At 51.4% G+C, this 19,798-nt stretch carries 23 protein-coding genes; 8 read left to right on the forward strand and 15 right to left on the reverse strand.

Going from position 1 to position 19,798, the window contains the following annotated elements; genetic code table 11:
* Entirely contained in the window at positions 1-237 is a 237-nt protein-coding gene (locus tag OGW16_RS23990; RefSeq protein WP_047411444.1) for a DUF1656 domain-containing protein, read from the reverse strand.
* 192 nt (positions 238-429) lie between these two features.
* Here OGW16_RS23990 and slyA point away from each other — a divergent pair, with 192 nt between their 5' ends.
* Complete coding sequence (gene slyA, locus OGW16_RS23995; RefSeq protein WP_043016426.1) at positions 430-870, forward strand: transcriptional regulator SlyA; 441 nt, start codon at positions 430-432, stop codon at positions 868-870.
* A gap of 47 nt (positions 871-917) precedes the next feature.
* Here the strand turns inward: slyA and slyB are convergent, their stop codons facing one another.
* Positions 918-1,385 carry an outer membrane lipoprotein SlyB gene (gene slyB / locus OGW16_RS24000; RefSeq protein ID WP_003029175.1) on the reverse strand — a complete coding sequence of 156 codons (468 nt, stop codon included), beginning with the start codon at positions 1,383-1,385 and terminating at the stop codon, positions 918-920.
* 274 nt (positions 1,386-1,659) lie between these two features.
* On the opposite strand from slyB, the gene anmK reads away from it, so the two are divergent.
* From anmK to pdxY, 5 genes are all read left to right on the forward strand, one after another.
* Positions 1,660-2,781 carry an anhydro-N-acetylmuramic acid kinase gene (gene anmK, locus OGW16_RS24005; protein ID WP_043016425.1) on the forward strand — a complete coding sequence of 374 codons (1,122 nt, stop codon included), beginning with the start codon at positions 1,660-1,662 and terminating at the stop codon, positions 2,779-2,781.
* An 87-nt stretch (positions 2,782-2,868) separates the two neighbouring features.
* On the forward strand, positions 2,869-3,198 hold the full coding sequence (gene mliC / locus OGW16_RS24010) for a C-type lysozyme inhibitor (protein ID WP_087050595.1): 330 nt from the start codon (positions 2,869-2,871) through the stop codon (positions 3,196-3,198).
* 58 nt (positions 3,199-3,256) lie between these two features.
* Entirely contained in the window at positions 3,257-3,913 is a 657-nt protein-coding gene (gene pdxH / locus OGW16_RS24015) for a pyridoxamine 5'-phosphate oxidase (protein ID WP_043016423.1), read from the forward strand.
* A gap of 126 nt (positions 3,914-4,039) precedes the next feature.
* Positions 4,040-5,314: a tyrosine--tRNA ligase gene (gene tyrS, locus OGW16_RS24020; RefSeq protein WP_003029168.1), complete on the forward strand. Its 1,275-nt coding sequence runs from the start codon at positions 4,040-4,042 to the stop codon at positions 5,312-5,314.
* 64 nt (positions 5,315-5,378) lie between these two features.
* A complete protein-coding gene (gene pdxY, locus OGW16_RS24025; RefSeq protein WP_087050594.1) occupies positions 5,379-6,239 on the forward strand; it encodes a pyridoxal kinase PdxY in 861 nt (286 codons plus the stop codon).
* A 77-nt stretch (positions 6,240-6,316) separates the two neighbouring features.
* On the opposite strand, the gene gstA is transcribed toward pdxY, so the two are convergent.
* The 12 genes from gstA to blr all read right to left on the reverse strand — a co-directional run bounded on the left by gstA (position 6,317) and on the right by blr (position 16,577).
* Complete coding sequence (gene gstA / locus OGW16_RS24030) at positions 6,317-6,922, reverse strand: glutathione transferase GstA (protein WP_080625144.1); 606 nt, start codon at positions 6,920-6,922, stop codon at positions 6,317-6,319.
* Positions 6,923-7,026: 104 nt separating this feature from the next.
* Positions 7,027-8,532 (reverse strand): dipeptide/tripeptide permease DtpA, encoded by a 1,506-nt coding sequence (gene dtpA, locus OGW16_RS24035; protein WP_020996425.1) that lies wholly within the window; start codon positions 8,530-8,532, stop codon positions 7,027-7,029.
* A 613-nt stretch (positions 8,533-9,145) separates the two neighbouring features.
* On the reverse strand, positions 9,146-9,781 hold the full coding sequence (gene nth / locus OGW16_RS24040; protein ID WP_003029161.1) for an endonuclease III: 636 nt from the start codon (positions 9,779-9,781) through the stop codon (positions 9,146-9,148).
* Entirely contained in the window at positions 9,781-10,473 is a 693-nt protein-coding gene (locus tag OGW16_RS24045; RefSeq protein WP_043016420.1) for an electron transport complex subunit E, read from the reverse strand. The genes nth and OGW16_RS24045 overlap by 1 nt, the downstream gene beginning before the upstream one ends.
* Positions 10,474-10,476: 3 nt before the next feature.
* Positions 10,477-11,097, reverse strand: a complete 621-nt coding sequence (rsxG, locus tag OGW16_RS24050) for an electron transport complex subunit RsxG (RefSeq protein WP_043016419.1) — start codon at positions 11,095-11,097, stop codon at positions 10,477-10,479.
* Positions 11,098-11,106: 9 nt separating this feature from the next.
* Positions 11,107-12,159, reverse strand: a complete 1,053-nt coding sequence (gene rsxD / locus OGW16_RS24055; protein WP_080625146.1) for an electron transport complex subunit RsxD — start codon at positions 12,157-12,159, stop codon at positions 11,107-11,109.
* A complete protein-coding gene (gene rsxC / locus OGW16_RS24060) occupies positions 12,160-14,184 on the reverse strand; it encodes an electron transport complex subunit RsxC (RefSeq protein ID WP_286519121.1) in 2,025 nt (674 codons plus the stop codon). It lies immediately after the preceding gene.
* Complete coding sequence (gene rsxB, locus OGW16_RS24065) at positions 14,177-14,755, reverse strand: electron transport complex subunit RsxB (protein ID WP_080625148.1); 579 nt, start codon at positions 14,753-14,755, stop codon at positions 14,177-14,179. Before rsxB ends, rsxC begins: the two co-directional genes overlap by 8 nt.
* The gene (gene rsxA, locus OGW16_RS24070; RefSeq protein ID WP_003029144.1) at positions 14,755-15,336 is read right to left on the reverse strand and encodes an electron transport complex subunit RsxA; all 582 of its coding nucleotides are present in this window, start codon (positions 15,334-15,336) and stop codon (positions 14,755-14,757) included. The genes rsxB and rsxA overlap by 1 nt, the downstream gene beginning before the upstream one ends.
* 76 nt (positions 15,337-15,412) lie before the next feature.
* A complete protein-coding gene (locus OGW16_RS24075; protein WP_087053244.1) occupies positions 15,413-15,853 on the reverse strand; it encodes a DUF2569 domain-containing protein in 441 nt (146 codons plus the stop codon).
* Between the two features lie 91 nt (positions 15,854-15,944).
* Entirely contained in the window at positions 15,945-16,160 is a 216-nt protein-coding gene (gene ydgT / locus OGW16_RS24080) for a transcription modulator YdgT (RefSeq protein WP_043016415.1), read from the reverse strand.
* A 291-nt stretch (positions 16,161-16,451) separates the two neighbouring features.
* On the reverse strand, positions 16,452-16,577 hold the full coding sequence (blr, locus tag OGW16_RS24085; protein WP_003029134.1) for a division septum protein Blr: 126 nt from the start codon (positions 16,575-16,577) through the stop codon (positions 16,452-16,454).
* 241 nt (positions 16,578-16,818) lie between these two features.
* Here blr and OGW16_RS24090 point away from each other — a divergent pair, with 241 nt between their 5' ends.
* Positions 16,819-17,859 (forward strand): oxidoreductase, encoded by a 1,041-nt coding sequence (locus tag OGW16_RS24090; protein WP_043016414.1) that lies wholly within the window; start codon positions 16,819-16,821, stop codon positions 17,857-17,859.
* A 45-nt stretch (positions 17,860-17,904) separates the two neighbouring features.
* On the opposite strand, the gene add is transcribed toward OGW16_RS24090, so the two are convergent.
* Positions 17,905-18,906 (reverse strand): adenosine deaminase, encoded by a 1,002-nt coding sequence (add, locus tag OGW16_RS24095; RefSeq protein ID WP_221922441.1) that lies wholly within the window; start codon positions 18,904-18,906, stop codon positions 17,905-17,907.
* Positions 18,907-19,001: 95 nt separating this feature from the next.
* Between add and OGW16_RS24100 the strand changes: the two genes are divergently transcribed.
* Complete coding sequence (locus tag OGW16_RS24100; protein ID WP_286519124.1) at positions 19,002-19,757, forward strand: hypothetical protein; 756 nt, start codon at positions 19,002-19,004, stop codon at positions 19,755-19,757.
* Positions 19,758-19,798 lie beyond the last annotated feature (41 nt).

The raw sequence follows: 19,798 nt of genomic DNA on the forward strand, positions 1-19,798 counted from the left end.
TCACCACGCAATCAGCATTACAAAGGCCAGACATACGCAAAGCGTAAAGAGTGACAGATCCATTAACAGGGGATGCCAGATCTCACCGGAATAAATCCAGTCGCGCAGCAGGCGATGGACAACCAGCCAGAGAAGGAATCCTGCTACAAACGCCTTGAAAACAGGGGGGAAATAAACAGACGCTCCGATCATTAAATCTTGTAGGGGCAATCCTGTTGCATTAAACATAAACTTCACGGGCAAAATCCTTGGCGGAAGAGAGCATTGCTATAGGTTTAGCAAAAAAGAGACAATGAGTCTCTGTAACGCATAATGTCTGAAAAAATGTCAGCCGGTAAGCAAATTTGGCAATACATTTGTTTTGGCAATACAAATGCTGCACACTATTCTAAAATCAGCACAATAACTTAGCAAGCTAATTATAAGGAGATGAAATTGGAATCGCCATTAGGTTCTGATCTGGCACGGTTGGTGCGCATTTGGCGTGCTCTGATTGACCATCGCCTGAAACCTCTGGAGTTGACGCAGACGCATTGGGTTACGCTGCACAACATTCATCAATTGCCGCCTGATCAATCGCAGATTCAGTTGGCTAAAGCAATTGGCATCGAGCAGCCTTCGTTAGTTCGTACGCTTGACCAACTGGAAGAAAAGGGACTCATTTCACGACAGACTTGCGCCAGCGATCGTCGGGCAAAGAGAATTAAACTGACAGAAAAAGCAGAGCCGCTGATCGCTGATATGGAAGCGGTTATCAACAAGACGCGTGGAGAAATTTTGGAAGGGATTTCAGCTGAGGAAATTGATCTGCTGATTAAACTGGTCGCCAGACTGGAACACAATATTATTGAGCTGCAGTCACAGAGCTGAAGCGAAAAGATGACGTGTGGCCAGGGTCTGACCACACGTGAATTTGATTAGCGTGGAGACACGGTAACCTGGCTGCCGTTGTTAGCCATAACAACGCGCTGGCCGGCGGAGAACTTGGTCGCACCCTGTTTCTGAACCACCATGATGGTATTACCGTCGTCCTTACGGATTTCCAGTTCCACACCCTGGGTTTTATTCATCGCACCTTGTACGCCTTGACCCGCTACGCCACCGGCGACTGCGCCAGCAGCCGTGGCTAATGAACGACCGGTACCGCCGCCGACGGTGTTACCAAGGAACCCGCCGAGTACCGCACCACCGATTGCGCCAATCACGTTTGCGTCATCGCCACCCTGGATTTGCACCGGACGAACATGAACAATCGTACCGTAGGTAACGTTCTGAACTTGTTTCGCTTCGGATGCAGTATAGACGTCGCCTGAGAGGCTATCATTGTTAACGCAGCCCGCTAAAGATACGCCCATTAATGAAACAATCAGCACACGTTTAATCATTTACAAATCTCCTTTGTCACCACGAAACGCTAATTAAGCACTCTTCATGGCTAAATTATATGGCATTTGTGAGCCTAAGGTCACATGTTCTACTGGAACAATATGAAAATCTTAACCGAAATCGGATATACCGAGTATAAACGAATCATTCATATAATTGATGTAATAAAGCGTCCAGTGTAATGATTAGGCATTAAAAATCATTAAGGAAGCATGGCATTAGTCGGCACTTTATGGTTGAGTGTCAAGGCTAATTTGCTTAAAAGGATGACATATGAAATCGGGCCGTTTTATCGGTGTAATGTCTGGAACCAGCCTTGATGGCGTCGATGTTGTGCTGGCGACGATAGATGAAACGATGGTTGCGCAGCAGGCGAGTCTGACCTGGCCTATCCCCCTCCATATAAAGCAGGCGATTCTGGATATCTGCCAGGGCCAGCAGCTTACGCTATCGCAGTTTGGCCAATTGGATGCGCAGCTCGGTTACCTGTTTGCCGAGGCGGTGAATGCGCTGCTGGCACAGGAAAAATTGAAACCGCAGGAGATCGTCGCGATTGGCTGTCATGGGCAAACCGTGTGGCATGAACCCACGGGACGCGCACCGCACACGCTGCAAATTGGCGACAACAATCAGATCGTCGCGCGAACCGGCATCACCGTGGTTGGCGATTTTCGCCGTCGCGATATCGCCCTCGGCGGGCAGGGCGCGCCGCTGGTTCCCGCTTTTCATCAGGCGCTGTTGGCACATCCAACGGAACGACGGATGGTGCTGAACATTGGCGGAATTGCCAATCTGTCTCTGCTTATTCCGCAGCAGCCCGTTCGCGGCTACGACACCGGGCCGGGTAATATGCTGATGGATGCCTGGATCTGGCGGCAATGCGGTCAACCCTACGACAAAGATGCGCAGTGGGCCAATTCGGGAACGGTGATCCTGCCTTTATTGCAAAATATGCTGAACGATCCGTATTTTTCTGCGCCTGCGCCGAAAAGCACGGGCCGCGAGTATTTTAATTATGGTTGGATAGAACGTCATCTGGCGCATTTCCCGGGAATAAGTCCGCGCGATGTGCAGGCGACGCTTGCCGAACTGACGGCGGTCACCATTTCCGAGCAAGTCCTGTTGAGCGGCGGTTGTGAGCGACTCATGGTATGCGGTGGTGGAAGCCGTAATCCGCTGCTGATGATGCGTCTGGCGGCATTATTGCCGGGTACAGAGGTCACCTCAACCGATGAGGCCGGGATTAGCGGTGATGATATGGAAGCGTTAGCCTTTGCCTGGCTGGCGTGGCGCACGCTGGCGGGATTACCGGGAAATTTACCTTCCGTGACCGGTGCGTCAGAACCGAGCGTTTTAGGGGCAATTTATCCTGCTAACCCGCGAACTCAGAGTTAACTGAAATTATTCAGCGCCATATGCCGGTAAACTCGGGATATTAGGGAGGGTGCCATTACCCTCCTGGACCAGGAAAGTCTTCAGGATATGGCTATGAAAAAACTGTTATTAGTGTGTCTGCCGGTACTGCTTAGCGGATGTAGCGTGTACAACCAATTTGTCGAGCGTATGCAAACGGATACGCTGGAATACCGCTGTGACGAAAAACCGCTTACCGTCAAGCTGAACAATACCCGCCAGGAGGCGAGTTTTGTTTATGATAATCAGCTATTGAACCTCAAACAGGGCGTGTCAGCATCAGGCGCGCGCTATACCGATGGTATTTACGTCTTCTGGTCTAAAGGCGACGAGGCAACGGTCTATAAACGAGACAGAATTGTGCTAAATAACTGTCAGTTACAGAACCCGAAGCGTTGAGATTTTCACCTGGGCGGCGCACAATAGCGTCACCCACTGACAATCCGTAGCCAACATCATGTCTGATAACGACGAATTGCAGCAAATCGCGCATCTGCGCCGTGAATACACGAAAGGCGGCCTTCGCCGCCGCGATCTTCCCGCCGAACCCCTTGCGCTGTTTGAGCGCTGGCTCGGGCAAGCCTGTGACGCCAAACTGGCCGATCCTACCGCAATGGTCGTTGCGACCGTTGATGAAAATGGCCAGCCTTATCAGCGTATCGTGTTGCTCAAACATTATGATGATAAAGGTCTGGTGTTCTATACCAATCTCGGCAGCCGCAAGGCGCACCAGATCGAGAAAAATCCCCGTATCAGCCTCTTATTCCCATGGCACATGCTGGAACGGCAGGTGATGGTGATCGGCAAGGCTGAGCGTCTTTCCACACTCGAAGTGGTGAAATACTTCCACAGTCGCCCACGCGACAGCCAGATTGGCGCCTGGGTATCTAAGCAATCCAGCCGAATCTCCGCTCGCGGTATTCTCGAAAGCAAATTCCTCGAACTGAAGCAGAAGTTCCAGCAAGGGGAAGTACCACTGCCCAGTTTCTGGGGCGGCTTTCGCGTGAGTATTGAGCAAATGGAATTCTGGCAGGGTGGTGAAAACCGTCTGCACGATCGTTTTTTATACCAACGCGAAGATAACGCGTGGAAAATTGATCGCCTTGCCCCCTAAAGATGCAAATTTCTTGTTTTAAGCGCTGGTGCTGAACAATCCGGCGCTTTATTCTATGTTTCTTTCGCATCAGGCGAAAAGTCGTGTACCGGCTAAGGTGCAGTCGTTTTATACATGGAGATTTTGATGGCAAGCAGTAACTTGATTAAACAATTGCAAGAGCGGGGGCTGGTGGCCCAGGTGACGGACGAGGAAGCGTTAGCAGAGCGACTGGCGCAAGGCCCGATCGCGCTCTATTGCGGCTTCGATCCTACCGCTGACAGCTTGCATTTGGGGCATCTGGTTCCATTGTTATGCCTGAAACGCTTCCAGCAGGCAGGCCATAAGCCTGTCGCACTGGTAGGTGGCGCAACGGGTTTGATTGGTGACCCGAGCTTTAAAGCCGCCGAGCGTAAACTGAATACCGAAGACACCGTGCAGGAGTGGGTGGATAAAATCCGCAAACAGGTTGCGCCGTTCCTCGATTTCGACTGTGGCGACAACTCGGCGATTGCTGCGAATAACTACGACTGGTTTGGCGGTATGAACGTACTGACTTTCCTGCGTGATATCGGCAAACACTTCTCCGTTAACCAGATGATCAACAAAGAAGCGGTAAAGCAGCGTCTGAACCGTGACGATCAGGGGATCTCCTTTACCGAGTTTTCTTACAACCTGCTGCAGGGTTATGACTTTGCCTGCCTGAATAAATTGCACGGCGTGGCGCTGCAGATTGGCGGTTCTGACCAATGGGGCAACATTACTTCCGGTATCGATTTGACCCGTCGTCTGCATCAGAACCAGGTGTTTGGTCTGACCGTTCCGCTGATTACTAAAGCTGACGGCACCAAATTCGGTAAGACTGAAGGCGGCGCTGTGTGGCTGGATCCGAAGAAAACCAGTCCGTATAAATTCTACCAGTTCTGGATCAACACCGCCGATGCGGACGTTTATCGCTTCCTGAAATTCTTTACTTTCATGGACATTGAAGAGATCAATGCGCTGGAAGAAGAAGATAAAAACAGCGGTAAAGCACCGCGCGCCCAGTATGTACTGGCCGAGCAGGTAACGCGTCTGGTTCACGGTGAAGAAGGTCTGGTAGCGGCAAAACGCATTACCGAAAGCTTGTTTAACGGCAATCTGAGCGATTTGAGCGAAGCGGATTTCGAACAGCTGGCGCAGGATGGCGTGCCGATGATCGAGATGGACAAAGGTGCCGATCTGATGCAAGCGCTGGTGGACTCCGAGTTGCAGCCTTCTCGCGGTCAGGCACGTAAGACTATTGCGTCAAACGCGGTAACCATCAACGGTGAGAAGCAATCCGATCCGGAATATTTCTTCCAGGAGAGTGATATCCTGTTTGGGCGCTACACCTTACTGCGCCGTGGCAAGAAGAACTATTGTCTGATTTGCTGGAAGTAAGATTTAGTTAGCAGGGGCGTGGGAAACTACGCCCCTTTATTTTTTCAGGGTTGTGGTAAGTAAAATGAAGAATATCCTCGCCATCCAGTCCCACGTTGTTTTTGGTCATGCGGGCAATAGTGCAGCAGAGTTTCCAATGCGTCGTCTTGGCGCAAATGTCTGGCCGCTGAATACCGTTCAGTTTTCTAACCACACACAGTACGGCAAATGGACCGGTTGCGTGATGCCGCCGAGCCATCTGACCGAAATCGTCCAGGGTATTGCCGATATCGATAAACTTCAGACCTGTGACGCCGTATTGAGTGGCTATCTTGGCTCGGCTGAACAGGGCGAGCATATTCTGGGCATTGTTCGCCAGGTTAAAGCGGCCAACCCGCGGGCGAAATACTTTTGCGATCCGGTGATGGGCCATCCGGAAAAAGGGTGTATTGTCGCGCCGGGCGTGGCGGAGTTTCATGTACGCCACGCGCTTCCGGCCAGCGATATTATCGCCCCAAACCTGGTTGAGCTCGAAATTCTGTGCGAGCATGCGGTGAGTAATGTCAATGAGGCAGTGGCGGCAGCGCGTGAGCTTATCGCTCAGGGACCAGAAATTGTGCTGGTGAAGCATCTGGCCCGCGCGGGTATCAGCACCGATCGTTTCGAGATGCTGCTGGTCACGGCTGAACGGGCGTGGCACATCAGCCGACCGTTAGTTGATTTTGGCGCTCGCCAGCCGGTTGGCGTGGGTGATGTTACCAGTGGCTTATTACTGGTGAAACTGCTGCAGGGCGCGTCTTTACAGCAGGCGCTTGAGCATGTGACGGCGGCGGTATACGAAGTGATGATTACCACCAAAGAAATGCACGAGTATGAGCTGCAGGTCGTGGCCGCACAGGATCGTATCGCGAAGCCTGAGCACTACTTCAGCGCGACGCAGCTGTAATCAATGCCCGATAGCGTTCACGCTTATCGGGCATATGTTTAGCTGTAGGCCGGGTTAGCGTCACCCGGCAACCACAATTAATTTAACCCTTCTGCTTTAAGCGCTGCGGCAACTGCCGGGCGTTCAGCCATACGGGCCATATACGCGTCGATATGGCTTAATCCTGCCATATTCAGCTTAACCGCATAAGCCCAACGCAGCACGGTGAACAGATAGGCATCGGCGATGCTGAAGCGCGGGCCGCAGATCCATTGATCGTCTTTCAGCGACTCGTTTACGTACTGCATTTTTTTCTCCAGCTGCGCGCGAACGGTTGGCTTGAAGTCTTCCGGCGTATCGGGACGGAACAGAGGCGTAAAGCCTTTATGCAGTTCTGTCGCAATGTAGTTAAGCCATTCGATGGTTTTGTAACGGGAGAGGCTGCTGGTTGGGGCAAGGAGCTGACGGTCTGGTACGGTGTCCGCCAGATATTGCATGATGGCGACGCCTTCGGTCAATAGCGTACCGTCATCCAGCAGCAGCGCGGGAACTTGACCTTTTGGGTTTACCGCGAAAAAATCATCGCCGTTTTCCAGACGTTTCTTCATCAGATCAACACCATCCAGCGTGAAATCTTTACCACTCTCCCGAAGGGTGATGTGGGAAGCGAGAGAACAAGCGCCCGGTTTGTAGAACAGTTTCATCGGTAACTCCTTTTGGCTGAGGTATATCGTATGGTAGTGCTAGCTCAGGCAAAAAAAAAGCCGCTAACATCAGTTAGCGGCCTGAAAATGAGTTTCCCTGAGAATTACGCTGTCGCGGCCTTAGAGGCTTTCTCATTGACGTCATCGTCCTGAGTCATACGATTCAGTTTTGGCGCCGTCAGCAGCATCAGAACAGCGATAACCGCCGTTGCAACACCAATCTGCAGGAACACACGACCGTAGACTTCAAGGGACATCAGCGGGTCAGTCACGTTCTCTGGTACAGCCATCATGTTAGCGACGTAACCACCGATGATGTTTGCACCGGCAGTGGTCAGGAACCAGCTACCCATGATGAAGCCCATCAGGCGTTGCGGTACCAACTGAGCCACCATTGCCAGACCCAGACCGGAGATCATCAGTTCACCGATACTTTGCAGACCATAGCAGATGATCAGCCAGTTAACGGATACGATGCCCGCGTCGGTAGCGAATTTCGCGCCCAGCGGCAGGATCAGGAACGCACCGGAACACAGCACCATACCAATCGCAAACTTAGTCGGCATTGGCAGGGTATCGCCCATCTTGTTATAGATAGCGGCGAGGATTGGGCTACCAATGATGATCCAGAACGGGTTCAGCGCCTGATACTGCTCAGGTTCGAAAGCAATACCAAGAATAGAGTGCTCAACGTTACGAATCGCGAAGAAGTTCAGTGAGGTCGGCATCTGGCTGTACAGTACGAAGAAGATAATCGCTTCAAGCATCAGAATGAAGGCGACGATCATTTTACGACGTGCAGCACCGTGCATGGTGAAGGCTTCTTTACCGAAGATAAATACGATACCCAGCGCAATGACGCCCAGAACCATACGTGCGATCTGCTGGTTGTGCAGCAACCAGGTTGCAATGGCGATCAGTACCACAACGCCAGCAATAGTCAGCAGCAGGTTACGGAAGTTGATCGGCTCAAAGTCAGGTTTAGAACCGTACTGTTTAACCCAGCGCTGGCAGAATGCGAAGTTAACAACGGTAATCAGCATACCTACGACGCTCAGGGCGAACGCGGTGCTCCAGCCGTAACGCGCAGCTAACCACGGCGTTGCCAGCATAGAGAAGAATGAACCGATGTTGACGGACATGTAGTACATAGTAAATGCACCATCAAGACGCGGGTCATCTTTGGCATAGCAGGTAGAGAGCAGGGAGGATGGGTTTGCTTTAAACAGGCCGTTACCGACCGCGATGGCCGCCATGCCCATATAAACGATACCCGCATCATGACCGGACCATGCAACCAGTGCATAACCGATGGCCAGGACAACGGCACCGAGCATAATGACGCGTTTTGTTCCCAGAACTTTATCACCTAACCAGCCGCCAATGGCAACCAGACCGTACACCAGGGCGCTAAAGGACGAGAAAAGGGTGATGGAATCCGCTTCTGACATACCCAGCTGTTTAACCAGGTAGACGGCCATAATCCCTTGCAGGCCGTAATAACCAAAACGTTCCCACAGCTCAATAGAGAAAATGAGATAGAACGCTTTTGGTTGTTTGAAGGCGTTTAAACTCACGCTTTCTGTTGGTTTATTGTTTGCAGTAGACACTTTTACCTCTTTTTTTACATCCCATATCAACGGGGGTGTTCAGGTACGTGATGAGTCAAGTTCATCCGTCCGATTGTTATAGTGGGAGGGGAAACGGCAAGTAATGTTCACTATCTTGACCCTTCAGACAAGTGCTTTGTAATAATCTGTTACATATATCATGACTGGTGAAATCGTCGGGGCTGCGAAATGTTATCTAGCGTTAAATTTCTTCATTTGAAAAATGGCAGATTTTTACACTGTTTAATCAGGCCAGAAACCGCAATGCGGCGATATGTTCTGCTATTTAAGGTTGAATCCAGTGATATAGGCCATTATCTGAAAAATAGCCAGTGTAATGTTTTGTTTAGAAACTGTTCAGTTAGGTCATCTGATTGTCACTTTAACTGAAAAATAAAAAATTATTAACATTGTGTTATCTGGGTGATCTGGATCACGTATAGATAGAAATTTCTTTTGCTAAAAAAACGATTAACCTGCTCAGGTGATAATTCACAAGAATATTACATTAGATATGAGCGCCAGAGCGGCATCATTGTCGGCAAAAGAAACTCAGGGGAGTGCATAACTAATCGTTATGTGTGCGAGGGGCAAACAGGATGCCCCGGCAGCATCAGATATCGACTTTCTCTTTGAATTCGCAGAGATCTTCGATAATACAGGAACCGCAGCGCGGCTTTCGGGCTATGCAGGTGTAGCGGCCATGAAGAATTAACCAGTGATGGCAATCGACTTTAAATTCACTGGGTACAACCTTCAGCAGTTTCTCTTCAACCTGCTCAACGTTTTTACCCGGAGCGAATTGCGTACGATTACAGACGCGAAAAATATGCGTATCTACGGCGATAGTGGGCCAGCCAAAGGCGGTATTTAACACTACATTTGCAGTTTTTCGTCCAACTCCGGGCAGGGCTTCTAATGCGGCACGGTCTTCAGGCACTTCACCATTATGTTGTTCCAGCAGAATGCGGCAGGTTTTAATCACATTCTCCGCTTTGCTGTTAAACAAACCAATTGTCTTGATGTAGGACTTAACACCTTCAACGCCGAGCTCAAGCATCGCGGCAGGGGTATTAGCGACGGGGTACAGCTTAGCCGTCGCTTTATTGACGCTGACATCGGTGGCCTGCGCGGAGAGCAAGACCGAAATCAGCAGTTCAAACGGCGATGTAAAATTAAGCTCGGTTGTCGGATGCGGATTGTTATCACGCAGGCGCGTCAGTATTTCCAGACGTTTTGCTTTGTTCATTACACATTCCCTGTTTCACCCACGGGACTGTCCGCGACAGCCGCCTCGGCACGACGTTTCTTCATTTTCTCATCAATCAGATACTTCACCGCCAGCATCAGACCCAGGCCTATAAACGCGCCCGGTGGCAGCATGGCCAGCAGAAACGGCGTATCAGTATGGAAGATCTCAACGCGCAAGACTTTGGCCCAACTACCCAACAAACCGTCTGCGCCATCAAATAGTGTACCGTTACCAATTATTTCACGCAGCGAGCCCAGAACAAACATGGCACCTGTTGCGCCCATGCCGATGGAGAAACCATCGAGTGCGGATAACGCAGGTCCCTTTTTGGCGGCGAAGGCTTCCGCACGACCAACAACAATACAGTTGGTCACAATCAGCGGGATAAAGATGCCCAGAGACTGATACAGTCCAAAAGCGTAGGCATTGATCAACATCTGCACCGCGCTCACCACGGAGGCGATGATCATGACATAAATCGGAATACGAATTTCTGGCGGTGTCCAGCGACGAAGGGCTGAAATCGTCAGGTTCGTCAACGTCAGGACGAGCGTAGTCGCGAGTCCCAGACCCAGCGCATTAGTGGCAGTAGAGGTGACGGCCAACAGCGGACACATCCCGAGTAGCTGCACAAGCGCGGAGTTATTTTTCCATAACCCCTGGACAATAACGTCTTTAATTTCGCTCATGGTTTATTCTCCACAGGCGCTAAGTTGAGGAAGTTGCGCGGGTAGCGTCTGCGCATACAAACCGGCGCGTTTTACTGCATTCACTACCGCACGCGGTGTAATGGTGGCACCTGTAAACTGGTCAAAGTCTCCGCCGTCTTTTTTCACCGCCCAGTGGGAATCATTACCCGCCGCGATCGTTTTGCCGCTAAAGTGGGTTATCCAATCGGACAGTCGCAGTTCGATTTTATCGCCCAGTCCTGGCGTTTCATGATGCTCGGTCACCCGCGTACCCAACACGGTACCGGTAAAATCGACGCCAACCAGCAGTTGAATAGCCCCGGAATAACCATCTGGCGCCGTAGCTTCAAGAACTGCTGCAACGGGGCGATCGTCCTGGCGGGCAATATACACCCGGTGACTGCCTTTGCCCAACGCTGGCGCATCGACCAGATAACAACTCTCAGACAAGTTATTATTGTAGCGATCGCCAGGCAGAACTTGATCGAACAGCGCTTTTTGCTGCAGCGCGGCCTGTTCATCAATAGTGGACTTAGTTAATTGATTGATTGCCGCGGTTAACCCCGTCGAGCCCGCAGCAAATAGCGCCAGTGTAATACCGTGTTTACGAATCGTTTTCAGCATAGGGAATCCTTAGCGATGTCCGTACACGCGAGGGCGAGTGTAATAATCAATCAGCGGAACCGTGATATTTGCCAGTAAAACGGCAAAAGCGACGCCATCAGGATAACCGCCAAAACTGCGAATCAACCACACGAGCAGGCCTGCAAGCGCGCCAAAAATCAGACGGCCACGGTTGGTGGTTGATGCTGTAACGGGGTCGGTAAGAATAAAAAATGCACCTAACATGGTCGCGCCGGAAAGGAGGTGCAACTGAGGTGAGGCCAGCGATTCTGGCGAGAAAATCCAGCCTAAAGTTGCGCAAACCGCAAGCGACAGCAGGAAGCTAACCGGGATATGCCAGCGAATCGCTTTCTGCCATAACAGTATGACACCGCCGACCAGCCAGGCAAGGTTAACCCACTGCCAGCCAGCGCCTGCAAGCATGCCGCTGTAGATTGGGTATTGCATCACCTGCTCAACAGTATGTCCCGCATGCAGCGAAGTCTTAAAGGTGTCGAGAGGCGTTGCCTGACTGATACCATCAATGCCCATACGCAACGTGTTCATATCCCCGCCGCTGGCGGTATGTCCACTAAAGATAACGTTAAGGGCGTCAAAGAACCCAGGCACAGTAGCCGCAATTTCATGCGGCGGCAGCCAACTGGTCATCTGTACCGGAAATGAGATAAGCAGTACGACGTAACCAATCATGGCAGGGTTAAACGGGTTCTGGCCGAGGCCGCCATACAGTTGCTTAGCGATGATAACGGCGAATACCGTGCCTAAAACCACCATCCACCAGGGGGCGAGCGGGGGAATACTCACCGCCAGTAGCAGCCCGGTGAGTAAAGCAGAGTTGTCTTTTAATACCGTGACAATAGGCTGTTTACGCAGTTTAAGTACGCCCGCTTCGGCAGCGATAGCGCTGACGGCTGCCAGAACTATCTGGAACAACGTTCCCCAGCCAAAAAACCACAGTTGAGCGGCGATCCCCGGCAATGCAGCAAGTAACACCAGTATCATGATGCGCGATGTCTGGCGCTGGTTATGGGTATAAGGGGAGCTTGCTATTCTGAATACCATTTATTCCTCGTTTACAACCTGCTGCTGTGCGGCTTTCTTTGCCTGAGCGCGTGCGATAGCGGCCGCGACGGCGGCTTTACGCGGATCAACTGGCTCGGCTGTTTCCGTTACTGCCTGCTGCTCAAGCTTGCGGGCTTTAGCGCGGGCGATAGCCGCTTCCACGGCGGCTTTGCGCGGATCCACCGGTTCGACGGTTTCCGTTTCCGGTTGCTGCTCAAGCTTGCGGGCTTTGGCACGGGCGATAGCCGCTTCCACGGCGGCTTTTCGCGGATCCACCGGTTCGACGGTTTCCGTTTCCGGCTGCTGCTCAAGCTTGCGGGCTTTGGCGCGTGCAATAGCCGCTTCCACGGCGGCTTTACGCGGATCTGTACCCGCACTGTTGCCTTCAATTTGTGGTGGATTTTCAGTCCGGGCCGCGCGAGCTTGTGCCTTACGCGCCTCGCGTGCGGCAATCACGGCGCTATTGTCAGGTTTTTCGCCAGCCTTAATGACTACCGGCTGCATTGCCTGGGCCTGCTTTTCTTTTACGCGAGCCAGCGCGGCGGCAATGGCATCATGATCTTTAGCTGCAGGCTGAGCGGCGGCGCTTTTGTGGCGTTCAAGACGTGCAGCTTTTTCTCGTTCAAGGCGTGCCTGTCGGGCTTCGAATCGTGCTTTTGCTTCGGCGGCACGTTTTTCTTCCTGACTAATGGCGTAAATCTCGGCTTTTTCCTGGCGGAAATACTGCACCAGTGGAATGTTGCTAGGGCATACCCAGGCGCAGGCACCGCATTCAATACAGTCGGCGATATTGTGAGCCGTTGCTTTGTCGTGCTGTTGCCCTTTACTGAACCAATAAAGCTGCTGCGGCAGGAGATCGGCTGGGCAGGCATCGGCGCAAGCGCTACAGCGAATGCAGCCTTTCTCTTCCGGCGTTTCCCCCATTTCACTGGCAGAGGGCGCCAGAAGACAGTTGGTAATCTTTACCACGGGTACATCCAGCCACGGCAGCGTAAAGCCCATCAGCGGTCCGCCCATAATGACCATCTGGTCGGCGGAAGGGCAGAAGCCCGCGTCGTTGAGCAGATGACGAACCGGCGTGCCTAAACGCGCCCAGACGTTGCCCGGACGGCTGACGGCTTCACCAGTGAGCGTCACGACACGCTCGGTGATCGGTTCACCATCAATCACCGCGCGTTTGATGGCATAAGCGGTTCCGACGTTTTGCATCAGTACGCCGATATCTGAGGAACGTCCGCCGTGGGGAACCTGCTTGCCAGTCAGGATTTGTGTTAATTGCTTGGCCCCGCCTGAAGGATACTTAGTGGGGATCACACGTAAGCTAATATCGTGTGAATCAGCCAGCACTGCGCGCAGCATAGAAATTGCCTGCGGTTTGTTATCTTCGATGCCCACCAAAATTTCGCGTGGCTGAAGAATATGCGCAAGGATACGGATACCTTCGACGACCTGCGCCGCGCAGTCCTGCATCAGGCGGTCATCAGCCGTAATGTATGGCTCGCATTCAGCGGCGTTGATGATCAGCGTTTCAATTTTATCTCCGCCGCCCTGTAGTTTGACGCCGGTGGGGAAACCTGCGCCACCCAGTCCGGCAACGCCGAACTGGTGAATACGCGCGATCAGCTCTTCCCGGCTGCGGGAGCGGTAATCGGTCCAGCCATCCCGCTCAATCCAGCGATCTTCGCCATCGGCGTCTATGATAACGCTCAACTCAGCCAGTGCCGATGGGTGTGCCGTAGAGTGCGGGGCAATGGCAACAACGGTGCCTGACGTTGGTGCATGGACCGGAAGCATTTTGCCTCGCCCGAGGGTTAACGCCTGACCTCGCAGTACGGTATCACCCACGTTTACGCACAGCTCACCTTCCGCGCCAATATGTTGCTTCAGCGGAATAACAAAGCGTGGCGCCAGCGGAACCTGCCGCAACGGCGTGCCGTTTGACTGGGTTTTCATTTCTGGTGGATGAATGCCGCCATCAAAGTCCCAGATTTTGTTTTTTCTGAATGCAGAGAATAACTTAAACATGTTGTTCCACGGGAATGATGCGCACAGGAATGGTGTTTAAATCCCATTTCCAGCTATCTGGTGTTTCGGCTACCGGACGTAATTCGATACATTGCGTTGGGCACGGATCAACGCACAGGTTGCACCCGGTGCAGAGATCGCTCATCACCGTATGCATGGCGCGCGTCGCACCCACAATCGCATCAACCGGGCAGGCCTGAATGCACTTTGTGCAACCGATACAGTTATTTTCATCAATGACCGCCAGCATACGCACGGGCGTAACGTCTTGTTCATCACCATCAATCGGCTGCGGATCGACGTTCAGCAGGGCGGCAATTTTTAACATCACCGCTTCGCCACCGGGAGCGCAACGGTTAATTTTTTCACCCTGAGCGCCGATCGCTTCAGCATAAGGATGACAGCCCGGATAGCCACATTGTCCACACTGGCTTTGCGGGAGAATTTCATCAATTTTCTCCACAACCGGATCATCTTCAACGGCGAAACGTCGTGAGGCATAACCCAAAATAGCGCCGAACGCCAGACCCAGTAGACTCACTGCGGCAACGGCAATCCAGATAGCATTCATTACAACTTCACCAAACCACTAAAGCCCATAAAGGCCAATGACATTAAACCGGCGGTAATCAGCGCAATCGCATTCCCGCGAAATGGCGCAGGGACGTCCGCCACGGCGAGACGTTCGCGAATTGCTGCGAACAGTACCATCACCAGCGAGAAGCCGACTGCGGCAGAAAAACCGTATAGCGCCGACTGTAAAAAGTTATGACCGAGGTTGATGTTCAGTAGCGCTACACCCAATACCGCGCAGTTAGTGGTGATCAACGGAAGGAAGATCCCCAGCAGGCGGTAAAGTGCAGGGCTGGTTTTGCGTACAACCATCTCGGTAAATTGCACCACGACGGCGATAACCAGAATAAAAGCCAGCGTGCGCAGATAGATGAGATTGAGCGGGATTAGGATCCAGGTATCAATCAGCCATGCGCAAATGGATGCCAGTGTCATGACAAACGTCGTGGCAAGGCCCATACCCATTGCGGTTTCCAGTTTTTTGGAAACACCCATAAACGGGCAAAGGCCCAGAAACTTGACCAGTACAAAGTTATTGACCAGTACAGTTCCGACAAACAGCAGCAGGTAATCAGTCATTTTTCGGCCTGAAATAAAAAAGCCGCCTATTATCTGACAATCTACAACAGGCGACAACAGGTTAACTGTAGGGTTATTACGGGTTCACAAACGTCGATTTAACGCGCTGCGATCGTTTGAAGTAGGGCACCAGCAGTGCTGCAGCCAGTAATGGGAACAGCAGTTGGCGCACGGCAAAGGCGTCCGGGACCGGTGAAAACGCAAACGCTTTAATCGCCAGCAACACGGAGATCAGCAGCCACAGAATATAATGTTTAGGCACACAGGCTCTGCGTTTGAAAAACGCAATCGTCAGCCACAGCGTGTAATACCACATGGCGATCGCGGTAATAAAGGAAACGCCCCATAACAGCAAATTGACCGTACTTTGTTCACCCAGCATTTTGAAGGTTTGCGGTGTAGCCAGCGCAGTGACATAAAGTAGTAACGCCAGCGAAGCGCTCAACAACGCGACTAACAGCCAGGCCAGTGGCCCAAGGAGCCAGCCTCCGATACGTTGTGCCGGTGTGGTAGTCATCTCTTCTCCAGGTTTACGCGCGCAATCAATCATGCCATTCATTTTGGGGCAATTATTATAAAGCTTTTAACGTTGAGCGCTACTTTCTTCTTTATTGCACGTAATGCCAGACTGATTTAGGTACCTGACCGACATCAAACAGACGACCTCCCGAGATAAGCTCCGCACGGCGATGGTCTGCGGCACGGTACATATTGATAATGTCGCTATCGTCAGTAAGCGTGTAGTTAAGATGGTCGAACAGTTTTTCCAGACTATCGAGTGAACTGATTTTGCGGAATTTTAATAAGTAATCCTGAACAGTCATAAATGCAGATCCATATAAATAAAATAATACCAACGGAGTAGAAAATATAAAAATAAACAACGTGCACAGGTAAAAGCGGATTTACGTGCAAGTGTAAGAAGAGTGTTCATACCTGTGAAAAAGCAGGCGCTATACGCACCTGCAGCAAGGGTAACCCGCTTCGCCACAGCAGGCAATATGCGGCGGAGCGGGATGCGGCCTAATTCGCTTTTTTTGACAGAATTCGATCTTTTGCAGCCAAACCTTGCAGCTACTACATGTGAATTGCCGGGAATAAACGACTACCGACGCTTATTTCTTCTGCACAGCAGCAACGGGCTCCGGTGGCTGGTAATTGTCAATATGATTGGCAACACCCAGCAGGATTACGGAGACGGCGAGAACAATCCAACCTGTTAATTCAATAAGACGATTCATTACTGATGACATTTGCTTTGATTTATCCTTAAACACAGGCTGCAAATGTTACTAATCTCTCATTAATACAGCAAGATGATTGGGAACGATTTCTACCTCTTTTTCGCTGCAAGTTAAGCGTAAGTGGCATATGTTTGACTTAAGTTAAGAAACGACCTTTGTAGCGCAAAGGTTATTAAACTATTGAGACGTTGCAAGGTATGGTGTGAAATAGGTCAGTCCTGAATTGAGAGGCAATAACATGAGTGACAACATCCGCGTTGGGCTAATTGGCTATGGTTATGCCAGCAAAACCTTCCATGCCCCCCTGATTGTGGGCACACCGGGCCTGGAACTGGCTGCGGTTTCCAGTAGTGATGAAGCAAAAGTGAAGGCAGACTGGCCTACGGTGGCGGTTGTTGCCGAGCCTAAACATCTTTTTAACGATCCCAATATCGACCTGATAGTGATCCCCACGCCTAATGACACGCACTTCCCGTTAGCGAAGGCCGCGCTGGAAGCGGGCAAACATGTGGTTGTTGATAAGCCTTTCACCGTGACACTGTCACAAGCTCGTGAGCTGGATGCGCTGGCGCGCAGCCTCGGGCGCGTATTATCTGTGTTCCATAACCGTCGCTGGGACAGTGATTTCCTGACGCTGAAAGCCTTGCTGGCGGATGGCGTTTTGGGGGAGGTTGCGTATTTTGAATCTCATTTCGATCGTTTTCGCCCGCAGGTTCGTGACCGTTGGCGTGAACAGGGCGGCCCGGGAAGCGGCATCTGGTACGATTTAGCACCGCATCTTTTGGATCAGGCGATTAATCTGTTTGGTTTGCCCGTCAGCCTGACGGTAGACCTCGCCCAACTGCGCCCCGGTGCGCAGGCGACGGATTATTTTCATGCCATCCTGACGTATCCGCAGCGGCGAGTGATTCTACACGGTACCATGCTCGCTGCCGCAGAATCGGCCCGATATATTGTGCACGGATCGCGCGGCAGCTATGTGAAGTATGGTCTTGACCCGCAGGAAGAACGTTTGAAAAATGGCGAGCGGTTGCCTCAGGAAGACTGGGGTTATGACATGCGCGATGGCGTATTGACGCGAATAGAAGGTGAGGAGCAGGTTGAAGAAACCTGGCTTACCGTACCGGGTAACTATCCGGCGTACTATGCTGGCATTCGTGATGCGCTAAACGGTAACGGTGAGAACCCGGTCCCGGCAAGACAGGCTATCCAAATTATGGAGCTGATTGAGCTGGGTATCGAATCCGCAAAACATCGTTCGACGCTGTGCCTTGCCTGATTAAACTAATGCCGGATAAGCGTTACGCCATCCGGCACTTTATCGTTACGCTGCGGAGACTTTCTCACGCAAGGCACGTTTTTCTTCGTTACTCAGGAATGCCATTTCCAGACCGTTGATTTGCGCCTGGCGGATCTGTTCGCGCGTAAGGCCTGCTGCTGGTGCGGCAATGGTGTACTCGTGAATAATATCCACCCCCTGAACAGCCGGGTCGTCCGTATTCAAACTGGCTAACACCCCATGCTCGAGGAACGTTTTCAGCGGATGGGCCGCCAGAGAGGCAACGGTGCTGGTCTGAATATTTGATGTCAGGCAGGATTCGATGCCGATACGGTGCTCGGCGAGATAATCCATCAACGCACGATCTTCTACGGCTTTAACGCCGTGACCAATACGTTCAGCGCCCAGCTCTTTAATGGCCTGCCAGATGCTTTCGGGGCCCGCAGCTTCGCCCGCATGCACGGTGATACGCCAGCCGGCGTCGCGTGCCTGGTTGAAGTGCGACAGGAACAGACTGCCCGGGAACCCCAGTTCATCACCAGCCAGATCCAGTGCCGTAATATGGTCGCGGTGGGCTAACAGCGCATCCAGTTCCTGCAGACAGGCAGCTTCGCCGAAGGTACGACTCATAATGCCAATTAAGCGTGCTTCAACGCCAAAGGTCTTGCAACCTTCGCGTACGCCGGCAATGACGGCTTCAACCACGCCCGCGACGGGAAGCTGATGCGCCATCGCCATATAGCCTGGAGAAAAACGTAATTCTACATAGTGCAGACCGTTACGTGCCGCATCCTCAATATTCTCAAATGCCACGCGGCGACAGGCATCCAGCGAGGCCAGAACCTTCACGCCCCAGTCGAGCTTGGATAAAAAGCTCACTAAATCCGGCTCAGTTGATGTGACTTGCACATGAGGGATCAGCGTTTCCAGCGTTTGCGCCGGAAGCGTCAAGTTGAACTGACGACCCAGATCCAGGATCGTTTGGGCACGGATGTTACCATCAAGGTGGCGATGGACGTCGGTCAGGGGGAGAGAAGTATCAATCATGGTTGCACTCGTGTTTTTAGGTAAAGTGCAGGGCATTATACAACAGAAAAATGTTCCTCTAAAAACTTTAAAAAAAACAGTGCAGAGTTCGGGGTGTGAGGGAAGCAAGTGGTGCAAAATTGCTCGCCATGCTGCCAACGCACCAACAGAATGGGGTTCCGGCAGATCGTACCAGGATGCTTTTGCCTGGCGGTGGTAAGACAGGTGTAAAGTTAGCAATAACGCATTTTCTACAGCATGTGTTTAATGGCGGATTTTTTCTTTTTTTAAGATTATTTCCCTCGATTTTATTTAATCACTGCCTTTCAGTGTTAATTTATTCAGATATTAATTGGATAACATTGCTAATAGCGAAAAATGGACACTTTCCCATTTATGAATGCACAGCGAGGTATGTTATAAAAAACACAATAATGACTGAGGGTATTAATAAAGTGAAAAGTGTAAAGCTAATTATCAGTACAATGTTCTGTGTAAGTTTGCTTTTGGCAACTGTACCTGCGCATGCGGCGTATAAAGCGGATGAAACGCATGTGATCCAGTTTAAAAAAGGCACCAGCGGGGCAGATATCAAGGGTACAATTACGGGTGATAAAACAAAAGATTATACGTTTGTCGCCAAAAAAGGGCAGACCCTGCAAGCAGTGCTGAAAAGCGCCTGGCCTCATCCTTTCATGAGTATTATTGCACCGGGCGATCAATTTATTTTTGATGGCATGATGAGCGGTGATACTTATAAAAATACGCTGCCTGCCAGCGGTAAGTATACTATCAGAATATATCAAAAAGGCGCGGCGAAAGATGAAGGGAAAACCAACGCATTCCAGCTGCATATGAAAATTACCAACTAATAATGAGTAAAAGATCGCCCAAGTGGCGATCTTTTACTTTG

Source organism: Citrobacter sp. Ce104 (genome assembly GCF_030334595.1).
GTDB classification, from domain to species: Bacteria; Pseudomonadota; Gammaproteobacteria; order Enterobacterales; family Enterobacteriaceae; genus Citrobacter; species Citrobacter europaeus.